Below are 25,997 nucleotides of genomic sequence, written 5' to 3'. Positions count from 1 at the left end.
TCACAAAGTGGCACGCTTGTTCCGAAATGCGCTACATATTTAACTCATTGTTATAAATCAATAAATAATAAAATAATTCGATTCATCCCGGGCCATTGGCCTGATCGGCATGTCGGTTTCGGCAATAAAGCCATTTCTGTCTGACAATATTCCTCGCATTCTTGCTCTCGTTCGAGCTCTGGCCAGAGGTATCCGGAGCTGGTTCACGGATTGACGAGAATTAAATGTGATAAGAATTTCTCGCACTCCCTTACATACAAAAACAATGTCAGACAGGTCGAATTATGATCTCCTCAATGGTCTCTCAAGCGCGTCGGTTCTCGGCTCGTGTTCGCCAGGCAATGCTGGGAAGTTCGGTACTGCTGCTGGCCGGATGTTCTGCCAACCCTATCTACACCACCACCGGCATCGTGTTGTCGAACTACTCGGAGTCCGAGGCAACCCCCTACGTTATGCAGATGTCCGATCCGGGCATGGCCTGTGCGCTGGGTGAGGGCACGGATCCACTGGTTTACTCGTTTTCGAGAGTCACTGATGCACCGGACTCAACCGGTTCCCTGCTCATGCTGCTGGCGGCGAATTGCATGGAATACCGGGCCTGGGAGGCTGAACTGGCTTATCTGCGGGCGGAATACCGTGGCGATGTTCCCGCCGCCAAAGATGCCCGGGAAGTCTCCAAAAGACTCTACGCGCGCACCGCTGAGCGCCGCTACGAAGCCTTCAAGCGTGCCATGGCCGCCTACGATTTTGACCCGGCAGCCGAACCTCTGGAATGCCCGTTCCTTTTCAGTGATCAGGACGAACTCACGTTCCTGCTCGGGCTGCTAACGGGGATGCAGGGCATTGTGAACGACTCCAACTCCGGCGCCCTGGCGGGTGTGCCTCGCAACATTGCGCCCCAGGCCGAGCGTGCCGCCCAGTGCGTGGATAATGAAAAATGGGGCGGTTTGCCCAACGCCGTTCGCGCCCTCGTCTGGTTACTGTTGCCTGACACCCGACCGGACCTGTCTCCAGACCCCTGGCAGGTGATGGAAAACAGCGCAGAGCTGAGTGTTGAGTCCGGTATCCGTGCCTCTTACGCCGTTCAGGTAGTCGCTGCGGAAACCTTTGGGCGACCGCAGGTGCTGGCACAGGCCATTTCGGAATTCGCAGAGGCTGAAGAGCGCATCGAGGTTTGGGAAGAATATCGGCTTGTGGACGAAGTGGCCCGCAGGATTGTCCAGTTCGCATCGGACAAACACTGGAGCGCCAACTACGGCCACCGCACACCACGGACCTTCTTCGGCAAGATGAGTCCGGAGCGCAATACCGAGAACGTTGAAACCATGGATCTGGAAGGCCTGCTCTGAGGCTGGCCTTTCAGTTATCTATGACTTAAAGATCAAAAACACAAGAATGACCCGGAGGTCGTCATGATTCGCAAATCCCTTGCAGCCTTGTCTCTTGCCATTGTCGCACCACTGGCATCTGCCCAGTCGGTTTCCATGTGTGTGTTTGATGTCATCGGCGCTAACGGCGACGTCTACAACATGGTCAAGGACTACGCTCTGGAAATGAAAGCCCATGGGGTCGATTTCCAACTCAAGCCCTACACTGATGAAGGCGTGGCCATTGGCGACTTCAACGCGGGCCAGTGCGATGCCGTCGCCGCGACCGACATCCGTATTCGCCCATTCAATCGTTTTACCGGAAGCATCAGTGCCGTCGGTGCCCTGCCAAGTTACGACGACCTGAAAACCCTGCTGGCCACCCTGGCACAGCCCAAGGCAGCGTCCCTCATGAAGGACGGTGGCTATGAGGTACTGGGCATTGTACCGGCGGGTGCCGGTTATCTGTTTGTGAATGATCGCAGCATTGATACAGCGGGCGAACTGGCCGGAAAGCGTATTGCCACCCTGGACTACCAGAAAGACGCCATTCACATGGTGAACTATGTAAAAGCGACGGTGGTTCCCTCTGATATCACCAACTTTGCTGGCAAGTTCAACAATGGGTCGGTCGATACTGCCTATGCGCCTGCGTTCGCCTACCAGGCTCTGGAGCTGTACAAAGGGATCGGCGACAAGGGTGGCATTGTCGACTACCCGCTTGCCCAGCTGACCATTCAGATCATTGCCCGTGATGGCGTGATCGAAGACGACACGGCCCAGAAGGCCCGGGAAGTTGCCTGGGGCATGTACCCACAGGCAATGAATCTGATTAAAAGCCAGGAAAACGGGATTCCTGACGAGCAGTGGATACGGATCCCGGAAAAGGACATCGTTGGTTACCAGGAGATGTTCCGCCAGAACCGTCTGGAAATGCGCGATGGGGTTGACGGAGCTCCCAACGTTTATCACCCGAAAATGCTGAGCCTGCTCAGCAAGATCCGATGTGCCAGCAATCCCGGCGCCTCCGAGTGTACAGCGGAAAACCGGGAATAAGCGGAGAGCCTGACCATGAACTGGCGCGCAATGACTGCAACCGGCGTAAGAACGTTGTATCCCATGCACAGACTGCATGGGATGATTCTGCTGCTGTTGCTTCTGGCCACCCTGCTGCTGGGGATGGGCAACTCGCTCCACTCCCGGTTGCTATGGGTCGGCGAGCAGGTATGGCCTAACTATTACCTGCTCAATCCGGATGCAACAGAGCCTACCTGCAACCTTTTCATGGACATTGATAAAGAGGTAGAGCGACGGGTCCAGGCCTATAAGCCAGACCCGGACGACCTGTTCAGTTCGCCGCCGGATCCCCAGGCTATCCGGCAGTCCCTGCAGAGTAACCTGGCGCTGTGTGAGCAGCGCCACCTGCAGTTTGCCGAAAACCAGAAACACGCCACCTGGGCGCTCGGTGTCTACAAGGCTGTAGAGCAGGGTTTGGCCGACTTCCTGCTCGATAACATAGACCTGACTAAGTTCCTGTTTATCGGCATGTTTGCTCTGGCTGCCGCCATTGCCGCAATGGATGCCGACCACATTGCTTTGCGTCTGCCCCGCAATCGGGCGGAGTGGCGTTTAAGCCAGGGCGTGCAGTTCGTCATCAACGGCCTGATGGTGCTGTCATTGAACGCTTACATGGGCCGGCTGGCTCAGTCTCCGGGGTCTGAGGCGAACATTGTCCTGCAGTACGCCTGGGCAGGCGTGTTCGGGCTGTTCATGATCATCAATGCTTTTCGCTTCGTCTATGTGCCGGAGCGAATGAGGGCGGGCAGTCTGGCGCTGGCTTCCGGCCTTGTGGTGCCGCTGTATTGCACCATGGGCTTCATTGCCATGAGCTATTTTTTCTTTGTGGATGGCTACTCCTCCGGGCTGGCAATCTACTTCGGCATGATGTCGAACCTGTCCTCCATGTTCATCAACATCGGACTGTACGTGCTGGTGGGCATGATGCTCAAACAGACCCGGGTTCCAGAGCTGTTGCTGAACTTGGTGAAGCCCTTCAATCTGCCTGCACCCTTGCTGGCTTCGGTAATCATCTTTGCCACTGCCTTCCCGACAGCATTTACCGGAGCCTCCGGCATTTTCATTCTGGCCGTGGGCGGGGTTGTCTACGACGAGCTTCGGCGGGCCGGGGCAGGGCGTCAATTGTCACTGGCCACGACCGCCATGTCGGGCAGCCTTGGGGTGGTGCTCAATCCCTGCCTGCTGATTGTGGTGGTTGCCGCACTGAACAAGGAAGTGACCACCACCGAAATGTATGGATGGGGGTTCTGGGTGTTCATCATGTCGGCCACCCTGTTCTCCTTTGTGGTGTGTAAGACCGAAGGCAACTGGAGACCAAGGCCGGCCCCGGGTGCATTCCGCGCGGCCGTCATGGAGCTGCGACCGTTGTTGCCTTATGCACTGACGGCAACGGCAGTGATCCTGGCCATCTGGGCGATCCTGGGGCTTCAATTCAACGAGTACAGTGCGCCTTTGATTTTGCCGCTGGTAATGCTGGCGCTGGTTGCCCTGGACGCCGGCCGGAATAGCCGTGACGAAGGCCAGAGCCGTACCAGTGCGTTTTTCTCCCGAAGCACAGCGGCTGCCAGCGATTCGGCTGTGCACATTGGCGCACTACTGGCGCTGATTGGTTTCTCGATTTGCCTGGGCGGTATTCTTGAGCGTTCTGATATTGTTCATGCCCTGTTCCCGGAGGATCTGACCAGCCCCTGGATTGCCATGCTGGTAATCGTGGTCATGCTGACGGTGATCGGGATGGTGATGGATCCGTTCGGTGCCGTCATACTGGTTTCCGCCACTATTGCCCAACCGGCCCTACAGATTGGCATTGATCCACTGCATTTCTGGATCGTCTGCCTGGTGGCATTTGAACTTGGCTATCTCAGCCCGCCGGTTGCCCTGAATCACCTGCTGACCCGGCAGGTGGTGGGTGAAACCGAAGTGCTGGCAGCGGAACGTACCGGCACCTTCTGGCACCGCTATGAGAGATTGTTGCTGCCGCTGGTTGTGATGATTCCCACGCTTCTGCTGGTGGCCTTTGTGCCCATGCTTTTCTACGCTTTGTAAGGCCAGGAGAAGCGAAGTACTATGAAAGAACCCGCGATGCCAAGGCCCGCGGGTTTTTTCATGGGGCCCGTGAAGGTCTGACACAGGTCGATCAGGGATGTCTGGCCGTATACTCTGTGAACAGTTTCAACAAAGAATAAGAGAGACGCCGTGAGATTGTCGATTCTTGCTTTTGTTGTGGTGCCAGGGATGGCATTGCTCACCGGTTGTGGCGGTGGTTCGGGCGGTTCCGATGCCGTTGCACCGATAGCGCCGCCCAGTCCGCTTTCCGGGGTTATCAGTATTGAAGCCAACAGCCGGGTTGATCAGGACACGATGGACCAGTTGGGGCTGGATGGGGCGAGACCTGCGACCGTTTCACTGGGACTGCCGGACAACTTTGTACTGGCTGGTTACCTGGCGGGTAGTGGTGGAAACTATCCGACGTTGACAGATCAAGGCGTTATTTTTAGCTACGAGAGCGATGCCGAGGACCGCTTTAACGTACCGATGGCAAAAGATCAGGTGATTGTGCTTGAGGCTTTTGGCAGTCGGGCCGGGAACCCAGCACTAAGGATTGAACTAACGGATAACGGAAGTTTAATAGATAGTGGCGAGACAGGTGATGCCGGGTCGCGTGTGGTTGTTGAGTTGGGAGATGAGGCGGAAGGAGAATACACCCTGACAGTGCGTGCTCTGCTGGGTAGTGGGCCTACGCGTTATGTAATATCCAAAAATTCCGTTGGTACCTCAACACAACTAAATTTTGATTGGCCTGACTATGACTTTATTCCGGGCGAGGCACTGGTCTCCATGGCGGAGGGAAAGACCAGTAGTTTGGCCGCAAATGCTGGAGTCTCAGGGCGGCATTTGGGCGGAGCGGACTGGCTGGTATCAATGCCTGTAGCGGCGACTTCATCAGCTGCAAGTAGCGAGACCGCCGAGCAACAGCTAACACTTGAATGGATCAGAGAGCTCAGGAAGCGGCCGGAATACAAGTCGGTCGATCCGAATTATTTCTTTCGCACCCAGGCTACGCCGGTTAATGAGCCAGATTATTCCCTGAATTGGCACTACGACCTCGTTAACGCGCCAACTGCCTGGCAGATCGGTAACGCCGGTCTGACGCCTGTTCGAGTTGCAGTATTGGATAGTGGACTTCTGCAAGATGATGACGGTCAGTGGCATCCGGACCTTCAACAGAATGTCGCCCCGGAAGGTCGAGATTTTATTGATGGTGGTGAGCCGGTCGATCCCGGAAGCAGTGTTGGCGGTGATGTTTACCACGGCACTCATGTGGCGGGCACGATTGGGGCAGCAGTTAACGACGAGGGGATCGGCGGAATCGCTTTTGAGAGCAAGATTGTTCCGGTGCGTGTTCTTGGTGAAGGTGGCGTTGGTACGTCTGATCAGCTCATAGCTGGAATTCGCTGGGTAACAGGTGAAACCAGCGGTGGATCGCCAAAAGCCCAGGTCGTCAACATGAGTCTGGGGGGGCTGCCCCGGATCTCAGCGCTGGAAAGTGCACTGCAGTATGGAGTGAGTGAAGGCCTGCTGTTTGTGGCTGCAGCCGGAAATTCGGCAACGTCAGTACCCTCCTACCCGGCGGCATCTAGTCGTGTGTTTTCAATCAGTGCCGTTGATGCAGGAGGCCGCCCCGCCTCCTATTCCAATTTCGGTAGCTGGATTGACCTTGCGGCTCCTGGTGGCGATGCGAGCCGGGACGGCAATCTTGATGGCCTGGCCGACGTGGTCTGGTCAACAAGCGGAGAGCGTCGTGGAGGTGTTTCCGTGCCGGGTTACCGTGGGCTGCAGGGCACCTCCATGGCATCGCCGCATGTAGCTGGTATTTTAGCCTTGATGAAATCGGAAATGCCGGACCTGAATACAGCAACCGTTAGGGGCTGGTTAGAATCCGGACTGCTAACGCAGCCTCAGGATGGCAGATCGGATCGCTTGGGTTGGGGGATTGTTGATGCAGGTAAAGCTGTGGCCGAGGCTATCGACGGTGAGCCTGTCACTGTTCTTTCAGCTTCACCCGCCGTGGTTAGTCTGAGCAATGAAGGGATATCAACTCAGTTGGTTGAGATTCAGAAATTTGGAGATGCCTCGGTTTCCGCCGAAATGGTCGCGAGTCAACCTGAATGGCTGGACGCTGAACTATCCGGTAGTGCAGAAAATGGTGATCTGGAATTATTGCTGACACTCAAGCCAGATCTCCTGAACCCAGATGAGCCAGCCAGAGGGGTCGTTGATATTGCATACGAGGTCGATCTATCTCAGAACACATTGAGCATCCCTGTCATCGGGCAGCTGCTCAGCGATGAGCAGGCTCGAGATGCCGGGCGACATTTCGTCTTGCTCGTAGGCAAAGAGCCGACGGATGACGGCTTTTATCTTGCGCAGTCCCAGGTCGTTGCAGATGTAGAGAACGGACAGTATCGGTTCAGGTTTGAGCCGGACGATGGAGAAGAACCTAGGCGGCTTTCTGAAGTCACTCCTGGCGAGTACTTTCTGGTTGCCGGAACAGATTTAGACGGAGATGGATTGATCTGTCAGGCGGGTGAAGCTTGTGCGGAGTACCCTGTTTCTGGCTTGCGAGAAGTGATCACCATAGAAGAAGGTCAAAGCCTCTCTGATATCCGCATGACCACCAGTTTCTCGCGTCCAACAATATCTGAGTCCACCCCCGATATCCTCCCGAGGCCCGGCTTCAAAGGCTACAAATTGCTGGAGACCAGCCCAGCAGCCTCAACCAACGACGGAGCAAAAGCAGTTCAATGAAAAAGACCCTGGTTCGATCACTCATCACATCCGCTGTGCTGCTGCTTTTAACAGCGTGCAGCGCCACGGGCGGTCCCGGCGAGGGTGAGGGTGTCATGGTGCGGCAGATTACCCAGTCCGCTTATTGCGGCCTGACGGGGCCGGGGGTGGCGTTTGTGCGTTCGGAGGCCGGTCGCGAAGCACTCCTGGATGTCAGTGGCCAGAATATGGCCACGGATGTGGTGCGCAAGGTTGATCTGGCCCGGGAGGCACTGGTGATGGTCACGCTTGGCCAGAAGCCAACCGCCGGTTACAGCGTCGGGCTCCAGTCTGCGCTGGCGCAAGGCGAGAGTCTGGTGCTCGACATGCGGGTGAATGAACCGGCGCCGGACATGATGGTGGCCCAGGTAATCACCTCGCCCTGTGCGGTACTTGCGGTTGAGCCTCGGGGCTGGCGGCAGATTCGTGTGCAGGGTCTGACTGAGCAGCCACTGGTTCGGACGCTTGAAAACTGAAACCACTTGGCGCCGCCACAAAACAACCGTTGATCTTTCAGCCTGAATCCCTAAGCTATGGCGCAACGATCATTTGCGGAGCCATGCCATTCCTATGAGCGAGCAACAGTACAACGCCGATGCCATTGAAGTCCTGAGCGGTCTTGATCCGGTGCGCAAGCGCCCGGGGATGTATACCGACACGTCGCGGCCCAACCACCTGGCCCAGGAAGTCATTGATAACAGCGTTGACGAGGCCCTCGCCGGCCACGCCCGGCGGATTGATGTGGTGCTGCACAGCGACAATTCCCTGAGTGTGGAGGACGACGGCCGGGGCATGCCGGTCGATCTGCACAAGGAAGAAGGACTGCCCGGGGTGGAGCTTATCCTTTCCCGGTTGCACGCCGGTGGTAAATTCTCCCAGGGCAACTACAACTTCTCCGGTGGTCTGCACGGTGTGGGTGTTTCCGTGGTCAATGCCCTGTCCACGCGTCTGGAAGTGACCATAAAGCGGGATGGTCAGGTGCATCGGATGACGTTCGCCAACGGTGACAAAGCCTCCGAGCTGGAAGTGGTTGATACCGTAGGCAAGCGCAACACCGGTACCCGCCTGAAGTTCACGCCCGACCCCAAATATTTTGACAGTCCCAATTTTTCGGTCAGCCGCTTGCGCCACAACCTTCGTGCCAAGGCGGTTCTTTGCCCGGGACTGACGGTGACTTTCCTGCAGGAGAAGACCGGCGAGAAAGACGAGTGGTTCTACGAGGACGGTCTTCGGGATTATCTGCGAACGGCTCTGGCCGATATTGAAGCGGTGCCGCTGGAACCCTTCACCGGCAGTTTCTCCGGCAACAAGGAAGCCGTGGACTGGGCTATCCAGTGGCTGCCGGAGGGCGGTGATGCGGTACTGGAAAGTTATGTCAACCTGATTCCCACTGCTCAGGGCGGTACCCACGTCAATGGTTTGCGCACCGGCCTGCTGGAAGCCATGCGGGAGTTTTGTGAATTCAGAAACCTGCTGCCCCGGGGGGTAAAGTTGTCGCCCGAGGATATCTGGGAACGGGTGGCCTATGTGCTGTCGTTCAAGATGCAGGAGCCCCAGTTCTCCGGCCAGACCAAGGAACGGTTGTCTTCCAGGGAAGCCGCAGCCTTTGTATCCGGCGTGGTGAAAGATGCCTTCAGCCTGTGGCTGAACCAGCACACCGACATTGCCGAAGCCCTGGCGGAACTGTTTATCAGTAATGCCCAGCGCCGGTTGAGGGCGAGCAAAAAAGTGGCCAGAAAGAAGGTGACCTCTGGCCCGGCGTTGCCCGGCAAGCTGGCGGACTGTTCCGGCGGTGATACCGAGAGATCGGAGTTGTTCCTGGTGGAAGGTGATTCCGCCGGAGGTTCCGCCAAGCAGGCCAGGGATCGGGAATTCCAGGCAGTCATGCCGTTGCGGGGTAAAATTCTGAACACCTGGGAAGTGGACTCGGGTGAAATCCTGGCGTCCCAGGAAGTACACGATATTGCTGTTGCTATTGGTGTGGATCCGAGCTCTGACGACCTTGCCGGCCTGCGCTATAACAAGATCTGTATCCTGGCCGATGCGGATTCGGACGGCCTGCACATCGCCACGCTGCTGTGCGCTTTGTTTGTGAAACACTTCCGGCCGCTGGTGGCGGCCGGGCACGTGTTCGTGGCGATGCCCCCGCTGTACCGCGTGGATCTCGGCAAGGAAACCTTCTATGCCCTCGACGAACACGAGAAACAGGGCATCATCGACCGCCTGGCCGCGGAAAATCGCAAAGGCAAGATTCAGGTGACGCGCTTCAAAGGCCTGGGTGAGATGAACCCGTTGCAGCTGAGAGAAACCACCATGGCACCGGACACCCGCCGCCTGGTCATGCTCACCCTGGAAGAAGGGGATGACACCGATGAGCGGATGGATATGCTGTTGGGCAAGAAGCGCGCCTCGGATCGCCGGGCATGGCTGGAAGCTTACGGAAACATGGCCGACGTGGCGGTTTGATATTCCATAATCAGCTATAAAAATCGATAGTTATTCTTTCTCAGAATTGCTTTGCCTCGCTATCCTGCCAGTTTTCAAACCGGAAAAGACCGAGTTATGGACTGGCAAGGATGGTTTTCCCTGGGGTTGGCGCTTACCGCCCTGCTATTGATGAGTTCAGGCCGCTTTGCACCGCATCTGGTGATGATGGCGGTGCTTGTGGTGCTCAGTGCCAGTGGCATCATCTCCGCCGATCAGGCGTTGGCCGGCTTTAGTAACAGCGGCTTGATCACCGTGGTGGCCATGTTTGTGGTGGCCGCAGGCATTCATCATTCCGGCGGTGTCGATCTGCTGGTTAACCATCTGCTTCGTAATCCCAAATCGGTTCGTTCCGCGCAGGCACGCATAGCTCTGCCGGTTTCCCTGCTGAGTGGCTTCCTCAACAATACACCGGTGGTTGCCACCATGATTCCCGCCGTCCATGCCTGGTCCCGGAAGATCGGTATTTCACCCTCCAAGTTGATGATTCCGCTGAGTTACTCAGCGATTCTGGGCGGTACACTGACACTGATTGGCACCAGCACCAATCTGGTTGTTAATGGCCAGTATCAGCAACTGACCGGTGAGGCCGGGTTCTCGATATTCTCCATTACAGCGGTTGGTTTGCCTGTGGCTATTATCGGGCTAGCGGTCATGCTTCTGGTCATGCCTCGGGTTCTGCCAGACCGCAAGGATCAGCAGAAGTTTGGCTCCATGAGGGAGTTCACGCTGGAGGTGGCGGTGTCTTTTGAAGGTCCGCTGGTGGGCCGGACCGTGGGCGAAGCCGGCTTGCGGGAACTGGAGCGATTGTATCTGGTGGAAATCGAGCGGGATGGCAGTGTGGTCACTGCCGTCCCCTCGGAAGAACGGCTGCGTGGCGGTGATCGGCTGGTGTTTGCGGGCGATACCCAGGCGATCTCAGACCTGTTGCGCATCAATGGCATCGTGCCGTCGGTGCACGACGATGAGCCCAGTCTCAGTCAGGATCGTGCCGAGCGGCGGTTGGTGGAAGCCGCTTTGTCTCCGCAATCGGATGTGCTGGGCCTGACCATCCGGGACGCAAGGTTCCGGGACCGATACGGCGCCGTGGTGCTGGCGGTTGCCCGGGGTGGCGAGCGGGTGTCGGGGAACCTCGGCAACATCCGCCTGAAACCCGGCGATGTCCTGCTGCTGGAGGCGCGTCCGGCGTTCGTCAGCCGTCAGCGCTACAACAAGGATTTTCTGCTCATCAACGACCTGGAAACGGAAACGCCCCGCCATGACCGGGCCTGGCTTTCCTGGGGGATCCTGCTGGTACTGGTGGGTCTGGCGGCCTGCGGGGTGATGAGTATGCTCAACGCCGCCTTACTGGGAGCCGCTCTGATGATCCTGTCCGGCTGCTGCTCGGTGGGGCAGGCTCAGAAATCGGTGGATGTGCCGGTCATCCTCACCATCGCAGCGTCCTTTGCGCTGGGAGCGGCATTGGAGGAAACCGGAGCAGCGGCGTTTATGGCCGAGGGTATTCTGGCTTTCAGTGCAGGTCAGGTGCTGCTAACACTGTTTCTCGTATACTGCGCTGTGTCGTTTCTGACCGAGGTCATCACGAACAATGCCGCAGCTGTACTAGTGATTCCCGTTGTGCTGTCGATGACCGGGAGCATGGGGGTGCCTGCAGAACCCTTTGTTATTGCAGTGATGATGGCAGCCTCCGCCAGCTTCGCCACGCCATTGGGGTATCAGACCAATATGATGGTGTTTGGTCCTGGTGGCTACCGGTTTTCCGATTTCGTGAAAGTGGGGTTGCCCATGAATGTGCTGGTGGGGTTGGTAACGGTCGCGGTGATTGCGGTGGTTTACGGGTTGTGATCCGCGTTGGCAAGAATATCGCAGCAGAGTACCCGGAGTTTGCCGTCCTGACGGAAGGCCAGTGACAGGGTCACGCACATGTAGGCGCCAGTGACGCACAGATAGGGAGTGGTCACATGAATGTTCTCTGGCTGGGCCAGGGCCTGGCGGAGATACTGCTGGCGAAACCAGTCTGCACTGCTGGTGTTTTCCAGTGGTCGGAATCTTGGGTCCTGCTTTTTAACGGCGGACTCGGAAACCAGAGTGTCTTCCAGCTGAACGCCCTGATCGTCCACCAGATAGCAGCGGGAAACCGTGTGGTGGCTGAGCAGCTCAAAGCAGGCCTGATCCATGGACAGACCCTTCTGCAGGCGTTCGATCACCCGCCGGAAAGGCCCGCTGAAATGGTTGACGACCAGTTGGGTCGGGTCGTGGCTAATCTGCTTGCTGCTTTTGTACTCTTCGAGCAAATCCTCGAAATTCATTGTGCTTTGGGGCAGTTCGTCCAGTTCCAGGCAGGGTCGGCGAAAGTAGAAGCCCTGTACAAAGTCGACACCGGCATCAATGGCAATCATGGCCTGATCCCGGGTTTCCACTCCTTCCAGCAACACCAGGCAGCCAGATTGATGCAGCAGGGATACCATGCCGTTCAGTATCTGCCTGGCGCGGCGATCTTCGGTTGCCCGGGTCAGCAGGGTACGGTCCAGCTTGACGATGTCCGGTGACAGATTCCAGATGCGCTCGAAATTGGAGTGCCCGGCACCAAAATCGTCAATGGCGGTCAGACACCCCAGTTTGCGGTAGTAGGCAACGGTATCCCGTAGCCGTTCAGCATCGTCGGTTGGCTGTTCAACGATTTCCATTACGATTCGATGTGGCGGCAGCCCGGTTTTCTCAAGCAATTGTCCAAAAAAGGAATCGGATTGAGAGCCAGAGGTGACCACCCTCGGGGAGACGTTCAGGAACAGCCAGTTGACCTGATCCTTGATCTCGCTGTAGTTGCGAATGTGCAGGTACCGGCAGAGTCTGTCCAGCAACAGATTTTCGGCTTCGGATGCGGGCAGCTCGAACAGGTGCAAAGGCAGAACAGCTGAATTGTCGTTATCGAAGGCCCGGATCAGGGCTTCATAACCGACGGTACGTTTGTGGGAAATGCTGTAAATCGGCTGAAGGGCGGTGCGCAGTTTGAGCCCGCGAAAATCCGCTGTCCACACCTGACCCTGCTGATTAAGCATGGGGGAAAGCAGGTCTACTTCCGGCGCGGGTAGCGAATCGGGAAGATTGTGGGACATAGGCAGGTCTGTACCCTTCAACGAATACATTGGCGCAGTACTGAAGTACACGCCAATCTGTTAGCCACTGTGCCTGTGTCCCTGGCACGGACGCCTGAAATTCAGGCGTTACCTCATCAATTCGTCGAAGGTTGCCAAAAAACAAGAACCATTACCACTACTTAATGCATAAAAGACGAAACAGTTTGTATCTTTCAGGCATTAAAACGGTGGTAAAGAAAACCCGGCAGTAGCCGGGTCTGTATCAAATCGGTTGTTGCTGGGTACTACCACAGACTCGTCAAATTCAAGTTCCATGTCGTTTCCTCTCGGTCACTGAGGCCCCGGACGGGGCGGATTAAAAGTATGGTTAAAGTTTATCGCTGTCATAATTTTCAACAATCCGTAAAACCGCATACGACCAAAGTGGTTGCTGTCAAGTGTTTGCGGATCGTGGATGCTATGGTCAGAAAATCTGATGCAGGCCAGCAAAACATTTTGATTTTGGTCAGCTCTCTGTCCTTCTAGACTATGCTGATCTTATCTGAAGGACGTGGAAAAGCCGTTCGGGCCCACATCAGCAGCGGAGGCGATTGTTTTTATGCAGGCAAAGAATTCAGAAGACGCATATGGGTGGGTGGCAATCCTGCTGCATTGGCTGGTGGCCGTCACCATTATCGGCCTGTTTGCCCTGGGCTTCTGGATGGTCGATCTCTCTTATTATGATCCTTGGTACCGACAGGGGCCGGACATCCACCGCAGCGTGGGTATTCTCCTGTTCATGGCGATGGTGCTCAGACTGGTCTGGCGGCTGTTAAGCCCGCCGCCCAGGCCTTTGCCCAATCACCAGCGCTGGGAGGTGGTTTCTGCTCACCTGGCACATGTGGCTCTGTATCTGTTGATCTTTGTCGCCATGGTCAGTGGCTATCTGATTTCAACGGCTGACGGCTCTGCGATCCATGTGTTCGGCTGGTTTCAGGTGCCATCGGTGACAGGCCAGGTGAAAGGGCTCGAAGATACGGCGGGAGCCATTCATTACTGGAGCACCTGGGCGATTGTTGTGCTGGCCGGCGTTCACGCGCTGGGGGCGTTGAAGCATCACTTGATCGACCGGGACAGTACGCTTCGCAGAATGCTTGGGTTGGCCTGACAGTTCCGGGACAGCTAACTCTCTTAACGCAACGCAAAACAGACTCAAAAGGAGTGAATAATGAAAAAGATTCTTCTGGCTTCAGCCATTTCAGCCGCGATGGTTGCCTCTGTGCAGGCAAACGAGCACAGCGGTACTTACGCCTTCGATACCCAGGGCACGCACCAGTTCGTAACCTTCAAGATTTCTCATCTGGGCTACAGCTGGCTGTACGGTCGATTCAACGATTTTGATGGTGAGTTCACCTACGATGCGGACAATCCCGAAAACAGCTCTGTATCAGTAACGATCGATACCTCCAGCGTCGACAGCAACCATGCCGAGCGCGACAAGCATTTGCGCAGCGAAGACTTCCTGTACGTAACTGAGTTCCCGGAAGCGACGTTCAAAAGCAAGCGTGTGGTGGTTGACGAGGCCGGTGAGGCGGACATCATTGGTGATCTGACTCTGCGTGGCGTTACCCGGGAAATCACCCTGGACGCCGAGCTGGTTGGCCACGGTGAAGACCCCTGGGGAGGCTATCGCATGGGTTTTGAGGCTGAAACCGAGTTGCGCCTGAAGGATTTTGGCATTCCCATGGATCTTGGCAAAGCCTCCGAAACCGTGGAAATCGAAATCTCGGTAGAAGGCATCCGGCAGTAATCGGATCCCTCCGGCAATGACGCGGCGGTCCGGTTAAACCCGGAACCGCGCTGTCTGTTGCTCCAGCTCCCCGACATAGCTCTCGACGAGTTGCGGATGATCTGGGCGCTGTTGTTCCCCTTGGTTTCCGCTTCGCGAGTGATCTCTGCGGCGCGGGAGGCGTTCCCGGCTACTTCTTCAATCGCACTCTGCATTTCGTTGATAGCGGTCGCCACCATGGAAATGGAGTCGGCAGCGATCAAAGGCGGTATTGAAACCCTGGGTGACATCGGAGATGCCAGTTCCCGCCAGACGTTGCGCGCTGTCCTGGAAGCGTTGCCTGGACTGTTCGGCATTTTCATTGAAATCCGCCAGAGCTCCGGAGGTGTCCTCATTGTTGAAGGCCTGGTCCAGCAGAGTCATCTAACCCCCCGGGATTCGACGTTATTGTCTTATCCCAAGCGTAGCAGGGGGGCAGATTTGTCACATTTGAGGACCCAGGCCCTTGATATAGGTCAGGATTTGCCGGCGGTTTCGGGGGATGAAGGTTCGTTGGTCTGTTCGCAGGCTCGGCAAAGATGCCGTTGGCGGAGGAACTGGGCGGCGAAAATAACGGCCCAGATCAGTACACCCGCCCAGATATAGGGCTTGGGAATCTGGAAGGTACCACTGATGGCAAACTCCACCAGGAGCATCAGGGCAACGGCCAGAACCGCATTGACCATGGCCGTAACCATGGCTTGCCCGCAGGCTTTGAGATTGGGTTTCATAGGTTTCCGCTTGTTCAGAGAGTAAACGGCGTTCTAATCACTGTGGCGAGAATACGGCTCACCTTACAGACTCTCCATGCGGGAATTCCGCTATTGGAAATTGGTGTATCGGGGCTGGCGTCCATATAATGTGCGCCACATCATTGATAGGCATCCAAGGCAAAGAGGCGTCCATGCCAGAGTTTCAGACAACGGATGAAGGTTTCGAGCGGGTATCACTCCGGGACTACACCGAGAAGGCGTACCTGGACTATTCCATGTATGTCATTCTGGACCGGGCTCTGCCCAACGTAGGGGACGGGCTCAAGCCCGTACAGCGGCGGATTGTATACGCCATGTCGGAGCTGGGGCTGAAGTCCACCTCCAAATACAAGAAATCGGCTCGTACCGTGGGTGATGTGCTTGGTAAGTTCCACCCGCACGGCGACAGTGCCTGTTACGAGGCCATGGTGCTCATGGCCCAGCCGTTTTCTTACCGCTACCCGCTGGTAGACGGGCAGGGTAACTGGGGGTCTCCGGATGATCCCAAATCCTTTGCCGCCATGCGATATACCGAATCGCGGCTGGCCCCCTTCGCGGAAGTGCTGCTCAGTGAGCTCGGGCAGGGAACCGTGGATTGGGTGCCAAACTTTGACGGCACCATGGAAGAACCCTCGGTGCTTCCGGCCCGGCTTCCGCACGTGCTGCTCAACGGTACCACGGGTATTGCCGTTGGTATGGCGACGGATATTCCGCCCCATAATGTTCGGGAAGTCACAGCCGCCTGTATTCGTCTGCTGGATCAGCCCGATGCGTCCGTTGATGAGTTGTGCGAACACATCAAAGGACCGGACTTCCCGACCAGGGCTGAAATCATCACTCCTCGCAAAGACTTGCGCCAGATTTACGAGACCGGTCGGGGGTCGCTGCGGATGCGCGCACGCTGGATTCGCGAGAATGGCGAAGTGGTGATCACTGATCTGCCCCACCAGGTCTCAGGAAACCGGGTGCTGGAGCAGATTGCCCAGCAGATGCAGACCAAGAAGCTGCCCATGGTGGCAGACCTGCGCGATGAATCGGATCATGAAAATCCGACCCGTCTGGTGATTGTGCCCCGCTCCAATCGGGTTGATCTGGACGGGCTGATGGCTCACTTGTTTGCCAGTACCGATCTGGAGAAGACCTATCGGGTCAACATCAACGTGATTGGCAACGATGGCCGGCCAGGCGTGAAAGGCTTGTACACCATTCTGACCGAGTGGCTGGCATTCCGGAAGACAACGGTAACACGCCGTTTGCAGCATCGCCTGGACAAGGTGCTGGCGCGGTTGCATCTTCTGGAAGGCCTGTTGATTGCCTACCTCAATATTGATGAGGTGATTGAGATTATCCGCACCGAAGAGAAGCCCAAGGCCGAACTGATGGCGCGCTTTGGTTTGTCGGCGGAGCAGGCCGAGGCCATTCTGGAGCTGAAATTGCGGCACCTGGCCAAGCTGGAGGAAATGAAGATCCGCGGCGAGCAGGATGAGCTCTCCACCGAGCGCGATGAGCTGCAGGCCATTCTGGGCTCTGAAGACCGGCTTCGCGAACTGATCAAGACCGAACTCGAGCAGGATGCCGAGACCTTTGGTGATGACCGCCGTTCGCCGATTGTCGAGCGGGAGGAAGCCCGCGCCTTCAGTGAAACCGATCTGGTATCCAACGATCCGGTGACGGTGGTTCTGTCGGACAAAGGTTGGGTTCGTGCCGCCAAAGGGCATGACATTGACCCCGCTGGTCTCAGCTACAAGTCTGGCGACCGTTTTGCCCTGGCGGCGAAGGGGCGCAACAATCAGCAGGCGATTTTCCTGGATTCCACCGGCCGGGCCTATTCATTAATGGCCCACAGTCTGCCGTCTGCCAGGGGGCAGGGCGAGCCCCTGACCGGGCGGATCAATCCCCCCTCCGGAGCTACTTTCTCCGGTTTGTTGATGGGTAATCCCGAACGTAAGACACTGCTGGTCACCGACGGTGGCTATGGTTTCGTCACGTCGCTGAACGACATGATCAGCAAGAATCGCGCGGGCAAGGCCGTGGTCAGCGTGCCCAAAGGCGCCAGAATCATGCCGCCGGTGATGATTCCGGAAACGGCATCTACCCTGTACCTGGCGGCCATATCCAATGAGGGCCGCATGCTGGTGTTCCCACTCAGCGAGCTGCCGGAGCTGGCCAAGGGTAAAGGTAACAAGATCATCAGCATTCCCTCCGCACGGGTGCAGAATCGCGAAGAATACGTGGTTGCGGTCGCCGTGTTCGGTGAAGAGGATCAGCTGGAAGTGAAAGCGGGTAAGCGCAAGCTGGGCCTGCGGTTTGGCGATCTTGAGCACTACCTGGGTGAACGGGGCCGTCGTGGTCATAAGCTGCCCCGGGGCCTGCAGCGTGTGGATGGTATTGATGTGATTCCGTCGGCGGCGCGAGCCGAGGAAGAAGCCCAGAGTGGGGAGACGACAGACAGTGAGTGAGCTGGTACTGGTAAACGTATCGGGCCGGGACAAACCCGGCCTGACCTCGGAAATCACCGGAATCATGGGGCGCTACGATGTCCGCATTCTGGATATTGGCCAGGCGGTTATTCATGACCATCTGACCTGGGGCATTCTGATCGAAATCCCGGATGAATCGAAATCCTCTCCGGTGATCCGTGACTTGCTGTTCCGGCTGCACGCGCTCGATCTGCAGGTGCATTTTGCGCCGATCACCGAGCAGGAATATCAGGCCTGGGCCGAGGGCCGCAACCGGGCCTGCTACATCGTGACCCTGCTGTCCCGGGACATCAAGGCTGAGCAGATTGCCAGGGTGTCGGCGATTACGGCGCGCCATGGCCTGAATATCGACAATATTACCCGGCTGTCAGCACGGCCATCACTGAATACCTCGGAAAACCGCATTGCCTGCGTCGAATTCTCGGTACGGGGAACACCCTCGGATCTTGAACAGCTTCGTGCCGATTTTCTGCACATTGCCGGCGAGATGAATGTGGATATCGCCTTCCAGGAAGATTCAATCTTCCGGCGCAACCGCCGGCTGGTGGTGTTCGACATGGACTCCACGCTGATTGAAGCGGAAGTGATCGACGAGCTGGCCCATGAAGCCGGGGTCGGAGAACAGGTGGCTGAAATCACCGAGCGTGCCATGCAGGGTGAGCTGGATTTCAGTCAGAGCTTTGCCGAGCGCCTGGCCCTGCTAAAGGGGCTGGACGAGTCTGTGCTTGAAGGTATCGCCAACCGGCTGCGGATGACCGAGGGGGCCGAGCACCTGATTCGCAGCCTGAAGGCACTGGGGTATCGGACCGCCATCCTGTCTGGTGGTTTTACCTATTTTGCCCGTCATCTACAGAGTAAACTGGGCATTGACTATATCTACGCCAACGAGCTGGAGATTGTCGATGGCAAAGTGACCGGCCAGGTGAAAGGACAGATTGTAGACGGTAAGCGCAAGGCGGAGCTGTTGCTGGAAATAGCTGAGAAAGAGCACATTTCCCGGGAGCAGGTGATTGCCGTTGGCGACGGCGCCAATGACCTGCCCATGCTCAGTCAGGCGGGCCTGGGAGTTGCCTTCCGGGCCAAGCCGCTGGTCAAGGAGTCGGCACGCCACTCCATCTCCACCCTGGGGCTGGATGCCATCCTGTACCTGATCGGGTTCCGGGAAAGCGAGACCAATCAAACGCTTCAGAATACCCACCTCTGAAACCAAAAAGGGCGAGAATGATCTCGCCCTTTTTGGTTAAGCGGCCGTTGATCAGTTGTCACCGAAGTCGTAGTTCATCTCCGGTACCGGCGCCTGCAGGTAGTAGCCCTGAATGTAATTCACGCCAGCCTGCCAGAGCGTCGCCAGAACACCAGCGTTCTCCACCAGCGGAATGATGGTCAGCTTGCCGGCGTTCTGCAAGCTCTTGACCATTTCCTTGACCTGCTCTTTGGCTTCGTCACTCTTCTGGATCTCTTCGGTGAAGGAACCGTCGATCTTCACATAGTCCGCTTCAATGTGCTTGAGGGTGTTGAACGGATTGAGTGCGCAGCCGAACTGGGAGATGGATACCTTGCTGTGCAGTTCGTGCACCGCCCTGGTGAATTCCTTGGCCTGCTTCATGTAGTTATTGGCATCGCCCTCGCGGATCTGGAAGATCAGCGAATCTCCCGGCAAACGGGCGGCCTTGAGGGCAACGCTGAGCCAGGGAGTGAAGGTCTTGTCCTGCAGTGTCTCGGCTGTGATGTTCAGGAACAGGCGAGTGTCGTGGCCCCGTGAGCGGTGGCTCGACAGCTGCTTGATGGTTTGCAGGATAACCCAGCGGTCGATCTTGATGGCGGTATCGCTGGGCCCCATCGGTGGCAGGAAGTCATAGGGCGACACTTCTTCGTCGTCCTTGTTGAGCATCCGGACAAAGGCCTCGTAATGCTCCTCACCTTCACCGCGCAGGTTGATGATGGGCTGGAACAGCAGCCGGAAACGGTTGTCGTCCAGGGCCTTGAGAATGGCTTCTACCGAGTTGCTTTCATCCAGGCTTTCATATTCAGCCGGGTTGTAAACCAGGACGCCATTGCCGCGCTCGTGACCTTCCTGTTTTTTCACTTCGGCCGAGGCGGTATGGGCCCGGCCCATGAGTTCTTCGGCCTTGGGAGAGTTTTCCGTGATCGCGGCAATACCGATGGAGACGGTCAGCGGAACCGTCCGGCCGTTGATATCGAACAGGTGGTCCTCGACCGATTTGCGAATGCGCTCGCACAGCTTTTCCATACTGGCTTCATCGCAGGGCAGGCACATGACGCAGAAGGCATCGTCGCTCAGGCGGGCCAGGGTAACGTCGTCGCCGGCCTGTTCCCGAAGCAGTGTGGCGAGATCGCCCAGCAGCAGATCCGCGCCCGAGATGCCGACCTGGCTCTTCATGCTCAGGAAATTATCCAGGGCAATGTAGGCGAGGGCGCCGGTCTGGTTGTTCTTGCCTGCGGTGGCAATGGCCTGGGCCAGAGCATCCATCAGGTACTGACGGTTGTACAGGCCGGTCAGCAAATCCTGGCTGCTGATCTGTTTCAGCTTTTCTTCCAGCTCGGCATCGCTGTGTTCCGGCTGCAAAACAATCTGGGTACAGGCCTCACCGTCGTAGGTGGCGGCCGATACCGACATGGTGACATTCAATTCGTGGTCGTCACTGCGGCGGGCAGTGCAGTTGAGAGTCATGCCATCTTTGCGCTCTTCGGCGAAGGCTTTCATGAACTCCTTGTATTTCTCCTGGCTGTCCGGTGTCAGGGTATCGAGTACCGGAATACAGATCAGCTCGTCGATGTCGTCGTAGCCCAGGAAGTCCATGTAGGACTGGTTGGCATAAATGTGCATGCCATCATTGATGTAGGCGATGGCATCTTTCGAGCTTTCCAGCAGCAACTGGCAACGCTGCTCGGCCTCACGCAGATGAGATTCCAGTACCCGGCGTTTGCGGCGCTCATCAAGAGCTGCCAGCTCCCGCTTGACCACCAGAACGAGCTGGTCGGTATACTGAAAGGGTACGGCATCCTGGGCACCGGCACGGATGATGTTGACGGTACGCTCGCGGCTGTATTCCTCGGTCAGCAGAACGAAGGGGATGTCCTTGTCCATGCGCTTGACCATGGCCAGAGCATCGTCTGCCCCGAATTCCTGTTCCAGGTCGCGTGCCAGCAGCAAGTCCCAGTTGGAGGTCTTGAGCGCTTCTTCCAGATCTTCTTCCGAGGTAATCCGGTGAGCGCGGGTAGCCTTGCCGGAGTTGCGGAGCAAGCTGACCATGGATTCCGCATCGTTTTGTGATGGGTCAAGAATCAGCAGGTGTACGGTCGTGTTTTTCTTCTGCATTCGTCAGACGTCTCGTGGTGCCGGATATTCACGGATGAATGATGCAGGGGTTGGCCAGCAATAACAACCCTGGCCATGCCGGCAGTTGACGGGCCGCACTATTTAAAGCGACGGCCACAGTGAGTCAAATTCGTCTTCCGTAGTGCCTGGCGTTGATGGGGGAGCACCACGGCCGGCAGTTGGGGTGATGGGATTCTGGAGTTTCAGCTCGAACTGGCTGATGCTGCCAGTGGCCGAGACCTTTTTCAGCAGCTGCCCCTGGTCTTCCCGACCATCGTGCAGCAGCGAAATCCGGCTGCCGGTCTGGAACGGCAGTCGCGGGGTAATCAGTGTCGCGGCCTGATTGACCACGCTGATTTCGGGCAGCAGCAGGCCCCTGAGGTACTCGCTGCTGTTGCCGACTTTCTGGATAAGTCGCACGGCACAGGGCGCGGCGCTCGGCGCCAGTAGCTCAATGCCCACCTGAGTGCCCTGGTTGCGGATCTGGCGCAGCCAGCGCACAACGGCAATGCTCCAGGGGTGGGAGCTTTGTTCTCGCACGCCCAGAATTTCACCGGCCTGCAACGACGCCGGTACATTGCTCTCCCAGGCCACACAGTAGCCGCCGGGGCTGGTGTTGACCAGCAGGGCGTGGTGCGATCTTGGTCTGTTTTTATCCTGGGCCGCTGATGGTTGTTGACTGCCGCCACTGGTGCGGAAGTTGATCGGGGCATCGGCAGAATGCAGCCGGTCTTCGTTCGGGCCGGCATCGTGTGCGCCGGACCAGGCATCTGCCTTGCGATTGGCATTCCGGATAAACAGGTTATCGGATTCGAGATGACTGCTTTCGTTGCCATCCAGAAACTCCGAGAACGCTTTCTGGCCGGCTACGAAGTAGTGCGCAGCGGTCAGACCTACGCACACTTCCAGCGTGCCCTGGCTGGCGATGCGGTTAAAGTTGCGCTTGGCCAGAATGCCGAGTGCCTGGCTCAGGTGCGTAAGTAAGGTATCGCTCACCGTGGAGGGAATCTTGAGGGCTTCGCCTCCATGGCCGTCTTGGCGCCTGGCGTGCAGGGTCTCTGCCAGCAGGGTGGATAGATCGCGGGTGTCGAAGCTGAAGCTTTCATTGCCCGGTGTATTTTCGAGCAGGCTGCGGTAGACCGGCGGATTGTCTTTTTCCATATTGATGACGAACAGGCTGTCGGGGCCCAGATCCGGGGCACACTGGCAGTGCTCGGTCCAGGATTCGAACAGGTCATATACCTGTGTCAATTCGGCCTGACGCAGTTGGTTAGGCCGCGCACAGCCAAGCAGAAGAATACGTTTGTAGCTGTCGACAACCGTACTGGCTCGTCGGTGCGTGAGGGTGTCGTCATCCACCTCCATGTTGGCCAGTTTGTTCCGGTGCGCAAAACGGAACATGCGATGGCATTCCAGCCAGCTGTTGGCCGGGCTCGGACAATACAGTTGATGGGACCGAAGTATGGTGGCGGCCAGCTCCGACATTGCCCTATGGATTGCCGTGGCAATTTGGCGCCGGTGTTTGTCTACTCCGCCATTGTCGACGTATTCCAGCAGACAAAGCTTGTATCCGGCGGCCAGGTGCAGCTGAAGTGCCTGGGTCAGATTGGCAATCTTTCGTTGTTTTTCAGGCAGCGCGATGGCCAGCCCGAGAAAATGCCTTGACAGTTCATTGCAGACAAAATGAATCTTGTCCCGCACGATCTCCAGAAACTGCATGCGTTGGAGCGGAGACAGGAACAGATGGTTCAGCTCAATGATCGCGTGATACAGCTGACGCGAAGCCTCACCGGTATTGGCCATCGGCAACTGATCCGCCCACACGCGAAAGGCCTTGGGGGTGGTGTCGCAAAACGACAGGCTCGCTGTTTTCTGTTCAGGAACCTTAAGCTCGGGTTTCAGGATCTTACCATCCATGTTCTCACGCCAATGTCGGGACTGCGTTAGTTGTAACTCAGCGAAAACGCCGAAAATACAGGTCGTTATTGTTTATGGATATTGAACTTTAAGATAGCAAAGCAACGACAAAAAGCGAGAAAATCATGAGTTGACAATGTTTGACAAGTGAAAGTGGGCCAGCTTTTACGACAGGTCTCATGAGCCCAGGTCCAGCGGGGTCTTGCTGGCGCGGCCGGGAAGCTCCCGAACCAGCTTTGGAACCAGGAAGCCGGGCAGATTTTCCAGCATTTCGTTAACTATCCGGATGGCGTCGGTGTCACTCACGGAGAAGTGCCGGGCACCGGAGACGGGATCAAAGGCGTGCAGGTAATAGGGCATAACCCCCGCTTCGAACAGCGTCTCGCTCAAGGCTGAGAGTGTGGCGCTGCTATTGTTGACACCTCTGAGGATTACGCTCTGGTTCAGCAGGGTAACCCCGGCCTCGCTCAGACGTCGGAATGCCTGGCGGGTGGCCTGGTCTATTTCTGCCGGGTGATTCACGTGCACCACCAGGACCTTTTGCAGTCGGGTTCGGGACAGCCAGTCAATCAGGCTGTCGCATACCCGCTGTGGTATCACCACGGGCAGGCGGGAATGAATGCGTAACCGGCGAAGATGGGGGATGTCACCAAGCAGTTCGGCCCATTGCGAGAGCAGGCGGTCGTTCACTGCCAGTGGGTCACCACCACTGAAAATCACTTCGTTGATTTCCGGGCTGGCGGACAGGCTGTCGATGACCTGGCGTCGGTCTTCCGGCCCAAGACGGTGATCGCCGTAGGGAAAATGCCGACGAAAACAGTAGCGGCAATTGATAGCGCATTGTCCCGTGATCATGAGCAAGGCACGGCTGGTGTATTTGCGAATAAGGCCGGTGGTCTGGATGGCCGACGCCTCTTCCAGCGGGTCCGATACGAAATCGGGATGGACCTCCGCCTCCTGGGCGACAGGAAGTACTTGCCGCAGCAAGGGGTCATCCGGGTTGCCTGGCTCAATCCGTGCCAGGTAGGGCTCGGGCACCCGGATCGGAAACAGTCTGTGGCCGCAGGCGGCGCCTCTGTACCAGTCCTCCGGAGCGAGCCCCAGACGTTCCAGCAGTTGTTCCGGCGTCGTGACCGATTGGCTCAGTATCTGTTGCCAGTCCGGTGTGTTGCCTGGTTCAACCCGGACATCGGGTGGATGGCTGGCATCGCGGGCTTCTATACGGGCGGGGGTTCGCTGTATCATAGCGACCTTTGAAATTTTAACGACAGTCTGTCAGGTGGACATTTCATGGCTTCATATTCTACCAACGAATTTCGCAGCGGTCTCAAGGTTTTGCTGGATGGCGACCCTTGTATCATGCTCGAGAATGAATTCGTCAAGCCGGGCAAGGGCCAGGCATTCAACCGGGTCAAGCTGCGCAACCTCATGACCAACCGGGTGTGGGAACGTACCTTCAAATCCGGAGAGTCTCTGGAAGCGGCCGACGTTGTCGAGCAGGATATGGAATACCTGTATACCGATGGCGAGTTCTGGCACTTCATGCTGACTGATGGCTCATTCGAGCAGTACGCGGCTGATGCCAAGGCGGTTGGCGATACCGTCAAGTGGCTGAAAGAGCAGGACGTTTACACCGTGACTCTGTACAACGGCGCGCCGCTGACCGTGACCCCGCCGAACTTTGTCGAGCTGGAAGTGGTTGATACCGATCCGGGCATGAAAGGCGATACGGCTCAGGGCGGCTCCAAGCCCGCGACCCTGTCTACCGGTGCCGTTGTGAACGTGCCCCTGTTCATCACTATTGGTGAAGTGCTGAAGGTTGATACCCGCTCCGGTGAATACGTCAACCGTGTCAAAAGCAGCTGATCACCGATCATGACTGATGGCCCTGTCTGGCAGCCCTCTGCCTCCCGGGCCGCTCTGGAAAGCCGAGCACAGCTTCTGGCCCACGTGCGCGGCTTTTTTTCTGAGCGGCAGGTGCTGGAAGTAGAAACACCGGTGCTGGGACGCCACGGTGTGACTGACGTCAATCTCGACGGCATTCCTTCTGCGGTCGACGCTGGCGGCGTTCAGGGGGGCTGGTTGCAGACGTCCCCTGAGTATCACATGAAGCGGCTGCTGGCCGAAGGTTCAGGATCAATATTTCAGATTGCCCGAGTGTTTCGTAACGGTGAGCGCGGCAAACGTCACAATCCGGAATTCTCCATGCTGGAGTGGTACCGCGTTGGCTTTGACGATCAAAAACTGATGCGGGAAGTCTCGGATCTGGTCTGTGGCTGGCTGGAGTGCTCGCCTCCGGAAACCCTGAGCTACCGTGAGGCGATGCATTCCATTGCGGGTATCGACCCGATGACCATCACCGACCGGGACCTTGAACGCTACTGTGAACAGTGGCTGGAGCCGGAACAGCTGGCCGGCCTCGGCCGGGATGGCTGCCTGGATCTGGTGATGAGTTTCGTGGTGGAACCGGAATTGGGCCGAGAGCAACCGGTTTTCATTAACCGCTATCCCGCCTCTCAGGCAGCTCTGGCGCGCATCTCTGAGCATCAGGGCTTTAGAGTGGCGCACCGGTTTGAGCTCTACATCAATGGTCTCGAGCTGTGTAACGGTTACTGGGAGTTGACGGATCCGGCCGATCAGCGAGCCCGTTTTGCCGCGGATAACCGGCTCCGGCGTGCCAGTGGCAAGCCGGAGATGGCAATAGACGATGCTTTTCTGGCGGCGCTGGATAACGGCTTACCGGACTGCGCGGGTGTGGCTCTCGGCCTGGACCGGCTGCTGATGCTCAAGCTTGGCAGTACCGATATCCGGGACGTTCTCGCGTTTCCGATTGAGCGGGCCTGAGCCT

19 protein-coding genes are annotated in these 25,997 nt (G+C 57.2%); 13 read left to right on the top strand and 6 right to left on the bottom strand.

What is annotated here, in order from left to right:
* Positions 1-284 precede the first annotated feature (284 nt).
* The 7 genes from QPL98_RS05130 (at position 285) to QPL98_RS05100 (ending at position 11,600) form a co-directional block, all read left to right on the top strand.
* Entirely contained in the window at positions 285-1,349 is a 1,065-nt protein-coding gene (locus QPL98_RS05130) for a hypothetical protein (RefSeq protein ID WP_199452358.1), read from the top strand.
* Positions 1,350-1,412: 63 nt separating this feature from the next.
* The gene (locus tag QPL98_RS05125; RefSeq protein WP_022991428.1) at positions 1,413-2,423 is read left to right on the top strand and encodes a putative solute-binding protein; all 1,011 of its coding nucleotides are present in this window, start codon (positions 1,413-1,415) and stop codon (positions 2,421-2,423) included.
* 15 nt (positions 2,424-2,438) lie between these two features.
* A complete protein-coding gene (locus QPL98_RS05120; RefSeq protein WP_114434156.1) occupies positions 2,439-4,490 on the top strand; it encodes a TRAP transporter large permease subunit in 2,052 nt (683 codons plus the stop codon).
* A gap of 150 nt (positions 4,491-4,640) precedes the next feature.
* Positions 4,641-7,253: a S8 family serine peptidase gene (locus QPL98_RS05115; protein WP_303292840.1), complete on the top strand. Its 2,613-nt coding sequence runs from the start codon at positions 4,641-4,643 to the stop codon at positions 7,251-7,253.
* Positions 7,250-7,747, top strand: coding sequence for a protease complex subunit PrcB family protein (locus tag QPL98_RS05110; protein ID WP_303292839.1), 498 nt, complete (start codon positions 7,250-7,252; stop codon positions 7,745-7,747). The genes QPL98_RS05115 and QPL98_RS05110 overlap by 4 nt, the downstream gene beginning before the upstream one ends.
* Before the next feature lie 94 nt (positions 7,748-7,841).
* Complete coding sequence (parE, locus tag QPL98_RS05105; RefSeq protein ID WP_303292838.1) at positions 7,842-9,737, top strand: DNA topoisomerase IV subunit B; 1,896 nt, start codon at positions 7,842-7,844, stop codon at positions 9,735-9,737.
* Between the two features lie 96 nt (positions 9,738-9,833).
* On the top strand, positions 9,834-11,600 hold the full coding sequence (locus QPL98_RS05100) for an SLC13 family permease (RefSeq protein WP_303292837.1): 1,767 nt from the start codon (positions 9,834-9,836) through the stop codon (positions 11,598-11,600).
* Here the strand turns inward: QPL98_RS05100 and QPL98_RS05095 are convergent.
* A complete protein-coding gene (locus QPL98_RS05095; protein WP_011786237.1) occupies positions 11,588-12,871 on the bottom strand; it encodes an EAL domain-containing protein in 1,284 nt (427 codons plus the stop codon). The genes QPL98_RS05100 and QPL98_RS05095 overlap by 13 nt on opposite strands.
* A gap of 580 nt (positions 12,872-13,451) precedes the next feature.
* On the opposite strand from QPL98_RS05095, the gene QPL98_RS05090 reads away from it, so the two are divergent.
* Together QPL98_RS05090 and QPL98_RS05085 are read left to right on the top strand one after the other, a co-directional pair.
* Complete coding sequence (locus QPL98_RS05090) at positions 13,452-14,000, top strand: cytochrome b (protein WP_303292836.1); 549 nt, start codon at positions 13,452-13,454, stop codon at positions 13,998-14,000.
* A gap of 60 nt (positions 14,001-14,060) precedes the next feature.
* On the top strand, positions 14,061-14,642 hold the full coding sequence (locus QPL98_RS05085) for a YceI family protein (protein WP_303292835.1): 582 nt from the start codon (positions 14,061-14,063) through the stop codon (positions 14,640-14,642).
* A gap of 177 nt (positions 14,643-14,819) precedes the next feature.
* On the opposite strand, the gene QPL98_RS05080 is transcribed toward QPL98_RS05085, so the two are convergent.
* Both QPL98_RS05080 and QPL98_RS05075 read right to left on the bottom strand, forming a co-directional pair.
* Entirely contained in the window at positions 14,820-15,044 is a 225-nt protein-coding gene (locus QPL98_RS05080) for a hypothetical protein (RefSeq protein ID WP_303292834.1), read from the bottom strand.
* Between the two features lie 92 nt (positions 15,045-15,136).
* Positions 15,137-15,391, bottom strand: coding sequence for a hypothetical protein (locus QPL98_RS05075; protein ID WP_303292833.1), 255 nt, complete (start codon positions 15,389-15,391; stop codon positions 15,137-15,139).
* 173 nt (positions 15,392-15,564) lie between these two features.
* On the opposite strand from QPL98_RS05075, the gene parC reads away from it, so the two are divergent.
* Both parC and serB read left to right on the top strand, forming a co-directional pair.
* On the top strand, positions 15,565-17,871 hold the full coding sequence (gene parC / locus QPL98_RS05070) for a DNA topoisomerase IV subunit A (RefSeq protein ID WP_303292832.1): 2,307 nt from the start codon (positions 15,565-15,567) through the stop codon (positions 17,869-17,871).
* Positions 17,864-19,096: a phosphoserine phosphatase SerB gene (gene serB / locus QPL98_RS05065; RefSeq protein ID WP_222196950.1), complete on the top strand. Its 1,233-nt coding sequence runs from the start codon at positions 17,864-17,866 to the stop codon at positions 19,094-19,096. The genes parC and serB overlap by 8 nt, the downstream gene beginning before the upstream one ends.
* 51 nt (positions 19,097-19,147) lie before the next feature.
* Here serB and QPL98_RS05060 read toward each other — a convergent pair whose 3' ends face one another.
* From QPL98_RS05060 to epmB, 3 genes are all read right to left on the bottom strand, one after another.
* Positions 19,148-21,232: a GGDEF domain-containing response regulator gene (locus tag QPL98_RS05060; protein WP_303292831.1), complete on the bottom strand. Its 2,085-nt coding sequence runs from the start codon at positions 21,230-21,232 to the stop codon at positions 19,148-19,150.
* 102 nt (positions 21,233-21,334) lie between these two features.
* Positions 21,335-23,149, bottom strand: coding sequence for a GTPase (locus tag QPL98_RS05055; protein ID WP_303292830.1), 1,815 nt, complete (start codon positions 23,147-23,149; stop codon positions 21,335-21,337).
* Positions 23,150-23,326: 177 nt separating this feature from the next.
* Positions 23,327-24,394 (bottom strand): EF-P beta-lysylation protein EpmB, encoded by a 1,068-nt coding sequence (gene epmB / locus QPL98_RS05050; RefSeq protein ID WP_183576509.1) that lies wholly within the window; start codon positions 24,392-24,394, stop codon positions 23,327-23,329.
* Between the two features lie 45 nt (positions 24,395-24,439).
* Between epmB and efp the strand changes: the two genes are divergently transcribed.
* Positions 24,440-25,015 (top strand): elongation factor P, encoded by a 576-nt coding sequence (efp, locus tag QPL98_RS05045; protein ID WP_011786227.1) that lies wholly within the window; start codon positions 24,440-24,442, stop codon positions 25,013-25,015.
* Positions 25,016-25,024: 9 nt separating this feature from the next.
* Positions 25,025-25,993, top strand: a complete 969-nt coding sequence (epmA, locus tag QPL98_RS05040; protein ID WP_303292829.1) for an EF-P lysine aminoacylase EpmA — start codon at positions 25,025-25,027, stop codon at positions 25,991-25,993.
* Positions 25,994-25,997 lie beyond the last annotated feature (4 nt).

Origin of the sequence: Marinobacter sp. ST-43 (genome assembly GCF_030541085.1) — a bacterium.
GTDB classification, from domain to species: domain Bacteria; phylum Pseudomonadota; class Gammaproteobacteria; order Pseudomonadales; family Oleiphilaceae; genus Marinobacter; species Marinobacter nauticus.
The sequence above is the reverse complement of the archived record's forward strand: the minus strand, read 5'-3'. Positions and strand labels throughout refer to the sequence as shown.

What these genes read in the sequence shown, in the direction of transcription:
- QPL98_RS05130 (WP_199452358.1), top strand. Translation starts at nt 285, where the DNA reads ATGATCTCCTCAATGGTCTCTCAAGCGCGTCGGTTCTCGGCTCGTGTT.
- QPL98_RS05125 (WP_022991428.1), top strand. Translation starts at nt 1,413, where the DNA reads ATGATTCGCAAATCCCTTGCAGCCTTGTCTCTTGCCATTGTCGCACCA.
- QPL98_RS05120 (WP_114434156.1), top strand. Translation starts at nt 2,439, where the DNA reads ATGAACTGGCGCGCAATGACTGCAACCGGCGTAAGAACGTTGTATCCC.
- QPL98_RS05110 (WP_303292839.1), top strand. Translation starts at nt 7,250, where the DNA reads ATGAAAAAGACCCTGGTTCGATCACTCATCACATCCGCTGTGCTGCTG.
- parE (WP_303292838.1), top strand. Translation starts at nt 7,842, where the DNA reads ATGAGCGAGCAACAGTACAACGCCGATGCCATTGAAGTCCTGAGCGGT.
- QPL98_RS05100 (WP_303292837.1), top strand. Translation starts at nt 9,834, where the DNA reads ATGGACTGGCAAGGATGGTTTTCCCTGGGGTTGGCGCTTACCGCCCTG.
- QPL98_RS05095 (WP_011786237.1), bottom strand. Translation starts at nt 12,871, where the DNA reads ATGTCCCACAATCTTCCCGATTCGCTACCCGCGCCGGAAGTAGACCTG.
- QPL98_RS05090 (WP_303292836.1), top strand. Translation starts at nt 13,452, where the DNA reads ATGCAGGCAAAGAATTCAGAAGACGCATATGGGTGGGTGGCAATCCTG.
- QPL98_RS05085 (WP_303292835.1), top strand. Translation starts at nt 14,061, where the DNA reads ATGAAAAAGATTCTTCTGGCTTCAGCCATTTCAGCCGCGATGGTTGCC.
- QPL98_RS05080 (WP_303292834.1), bottom strand. Translation starts at nt 15,044, where the DNA reads ATGACTCTGCTGGACCAGGCCTTCAACAATGAGGACACCTCCGGAGCT.
- QPL98_RS05075 (WP_303292833.1), bottom strand. Translation starts at nt 15,391, where the DNA reads ATGAAACCCAATCTCAAAGCCTGCGGGCAAGCCATGGTTACGGCCATG.
- parC (WP_303292832.1), top strand. Translation starts at nt 15,565, where the DNA reads ATGCCAGAGTTTCAGACAACGGATGAAGGTTTCGAGCGGGTATCACTC.
- QPL98_RS05060 (WP_303292831.1), bottom strand. Translation starts at nt 21,232, where the DNA reads ATGCAGAAGAAAAACACGACCGTACACCTGCTGATTCTTGACCCATCA.
- QPL98_RS05055 (WP_303292830.1), bottom strand. Translation starts at nt 23,149, where the DNA reads ATGGATGGTAAGATCCTGAAACCCGAGCTTAAGGTTCCTGAACAGAAA.
- epmB (WP_183576509.1), bottom strand. Translation starts at nt 24,394, where the DNA reads ATGATACAGCGAACCCCCGCCCGTATAGAAGCCCGCGATGCCAGCCAT.
- efp (WP_011786227.1), top strand. Translation starts at nt 24,440, where the DNA reads ATGGCTTCATATTCTACCAACGAATTTCGCAGCGGTCTCAAGGTTTTG.
- epmA (WP_303292829.1), top strand. Translation starts at nt 25,025, where the DNA reads ATGACTGATGGCCCTGTCTGGCAGCCCTCTGCCTCCCGGGCCGCTCTG.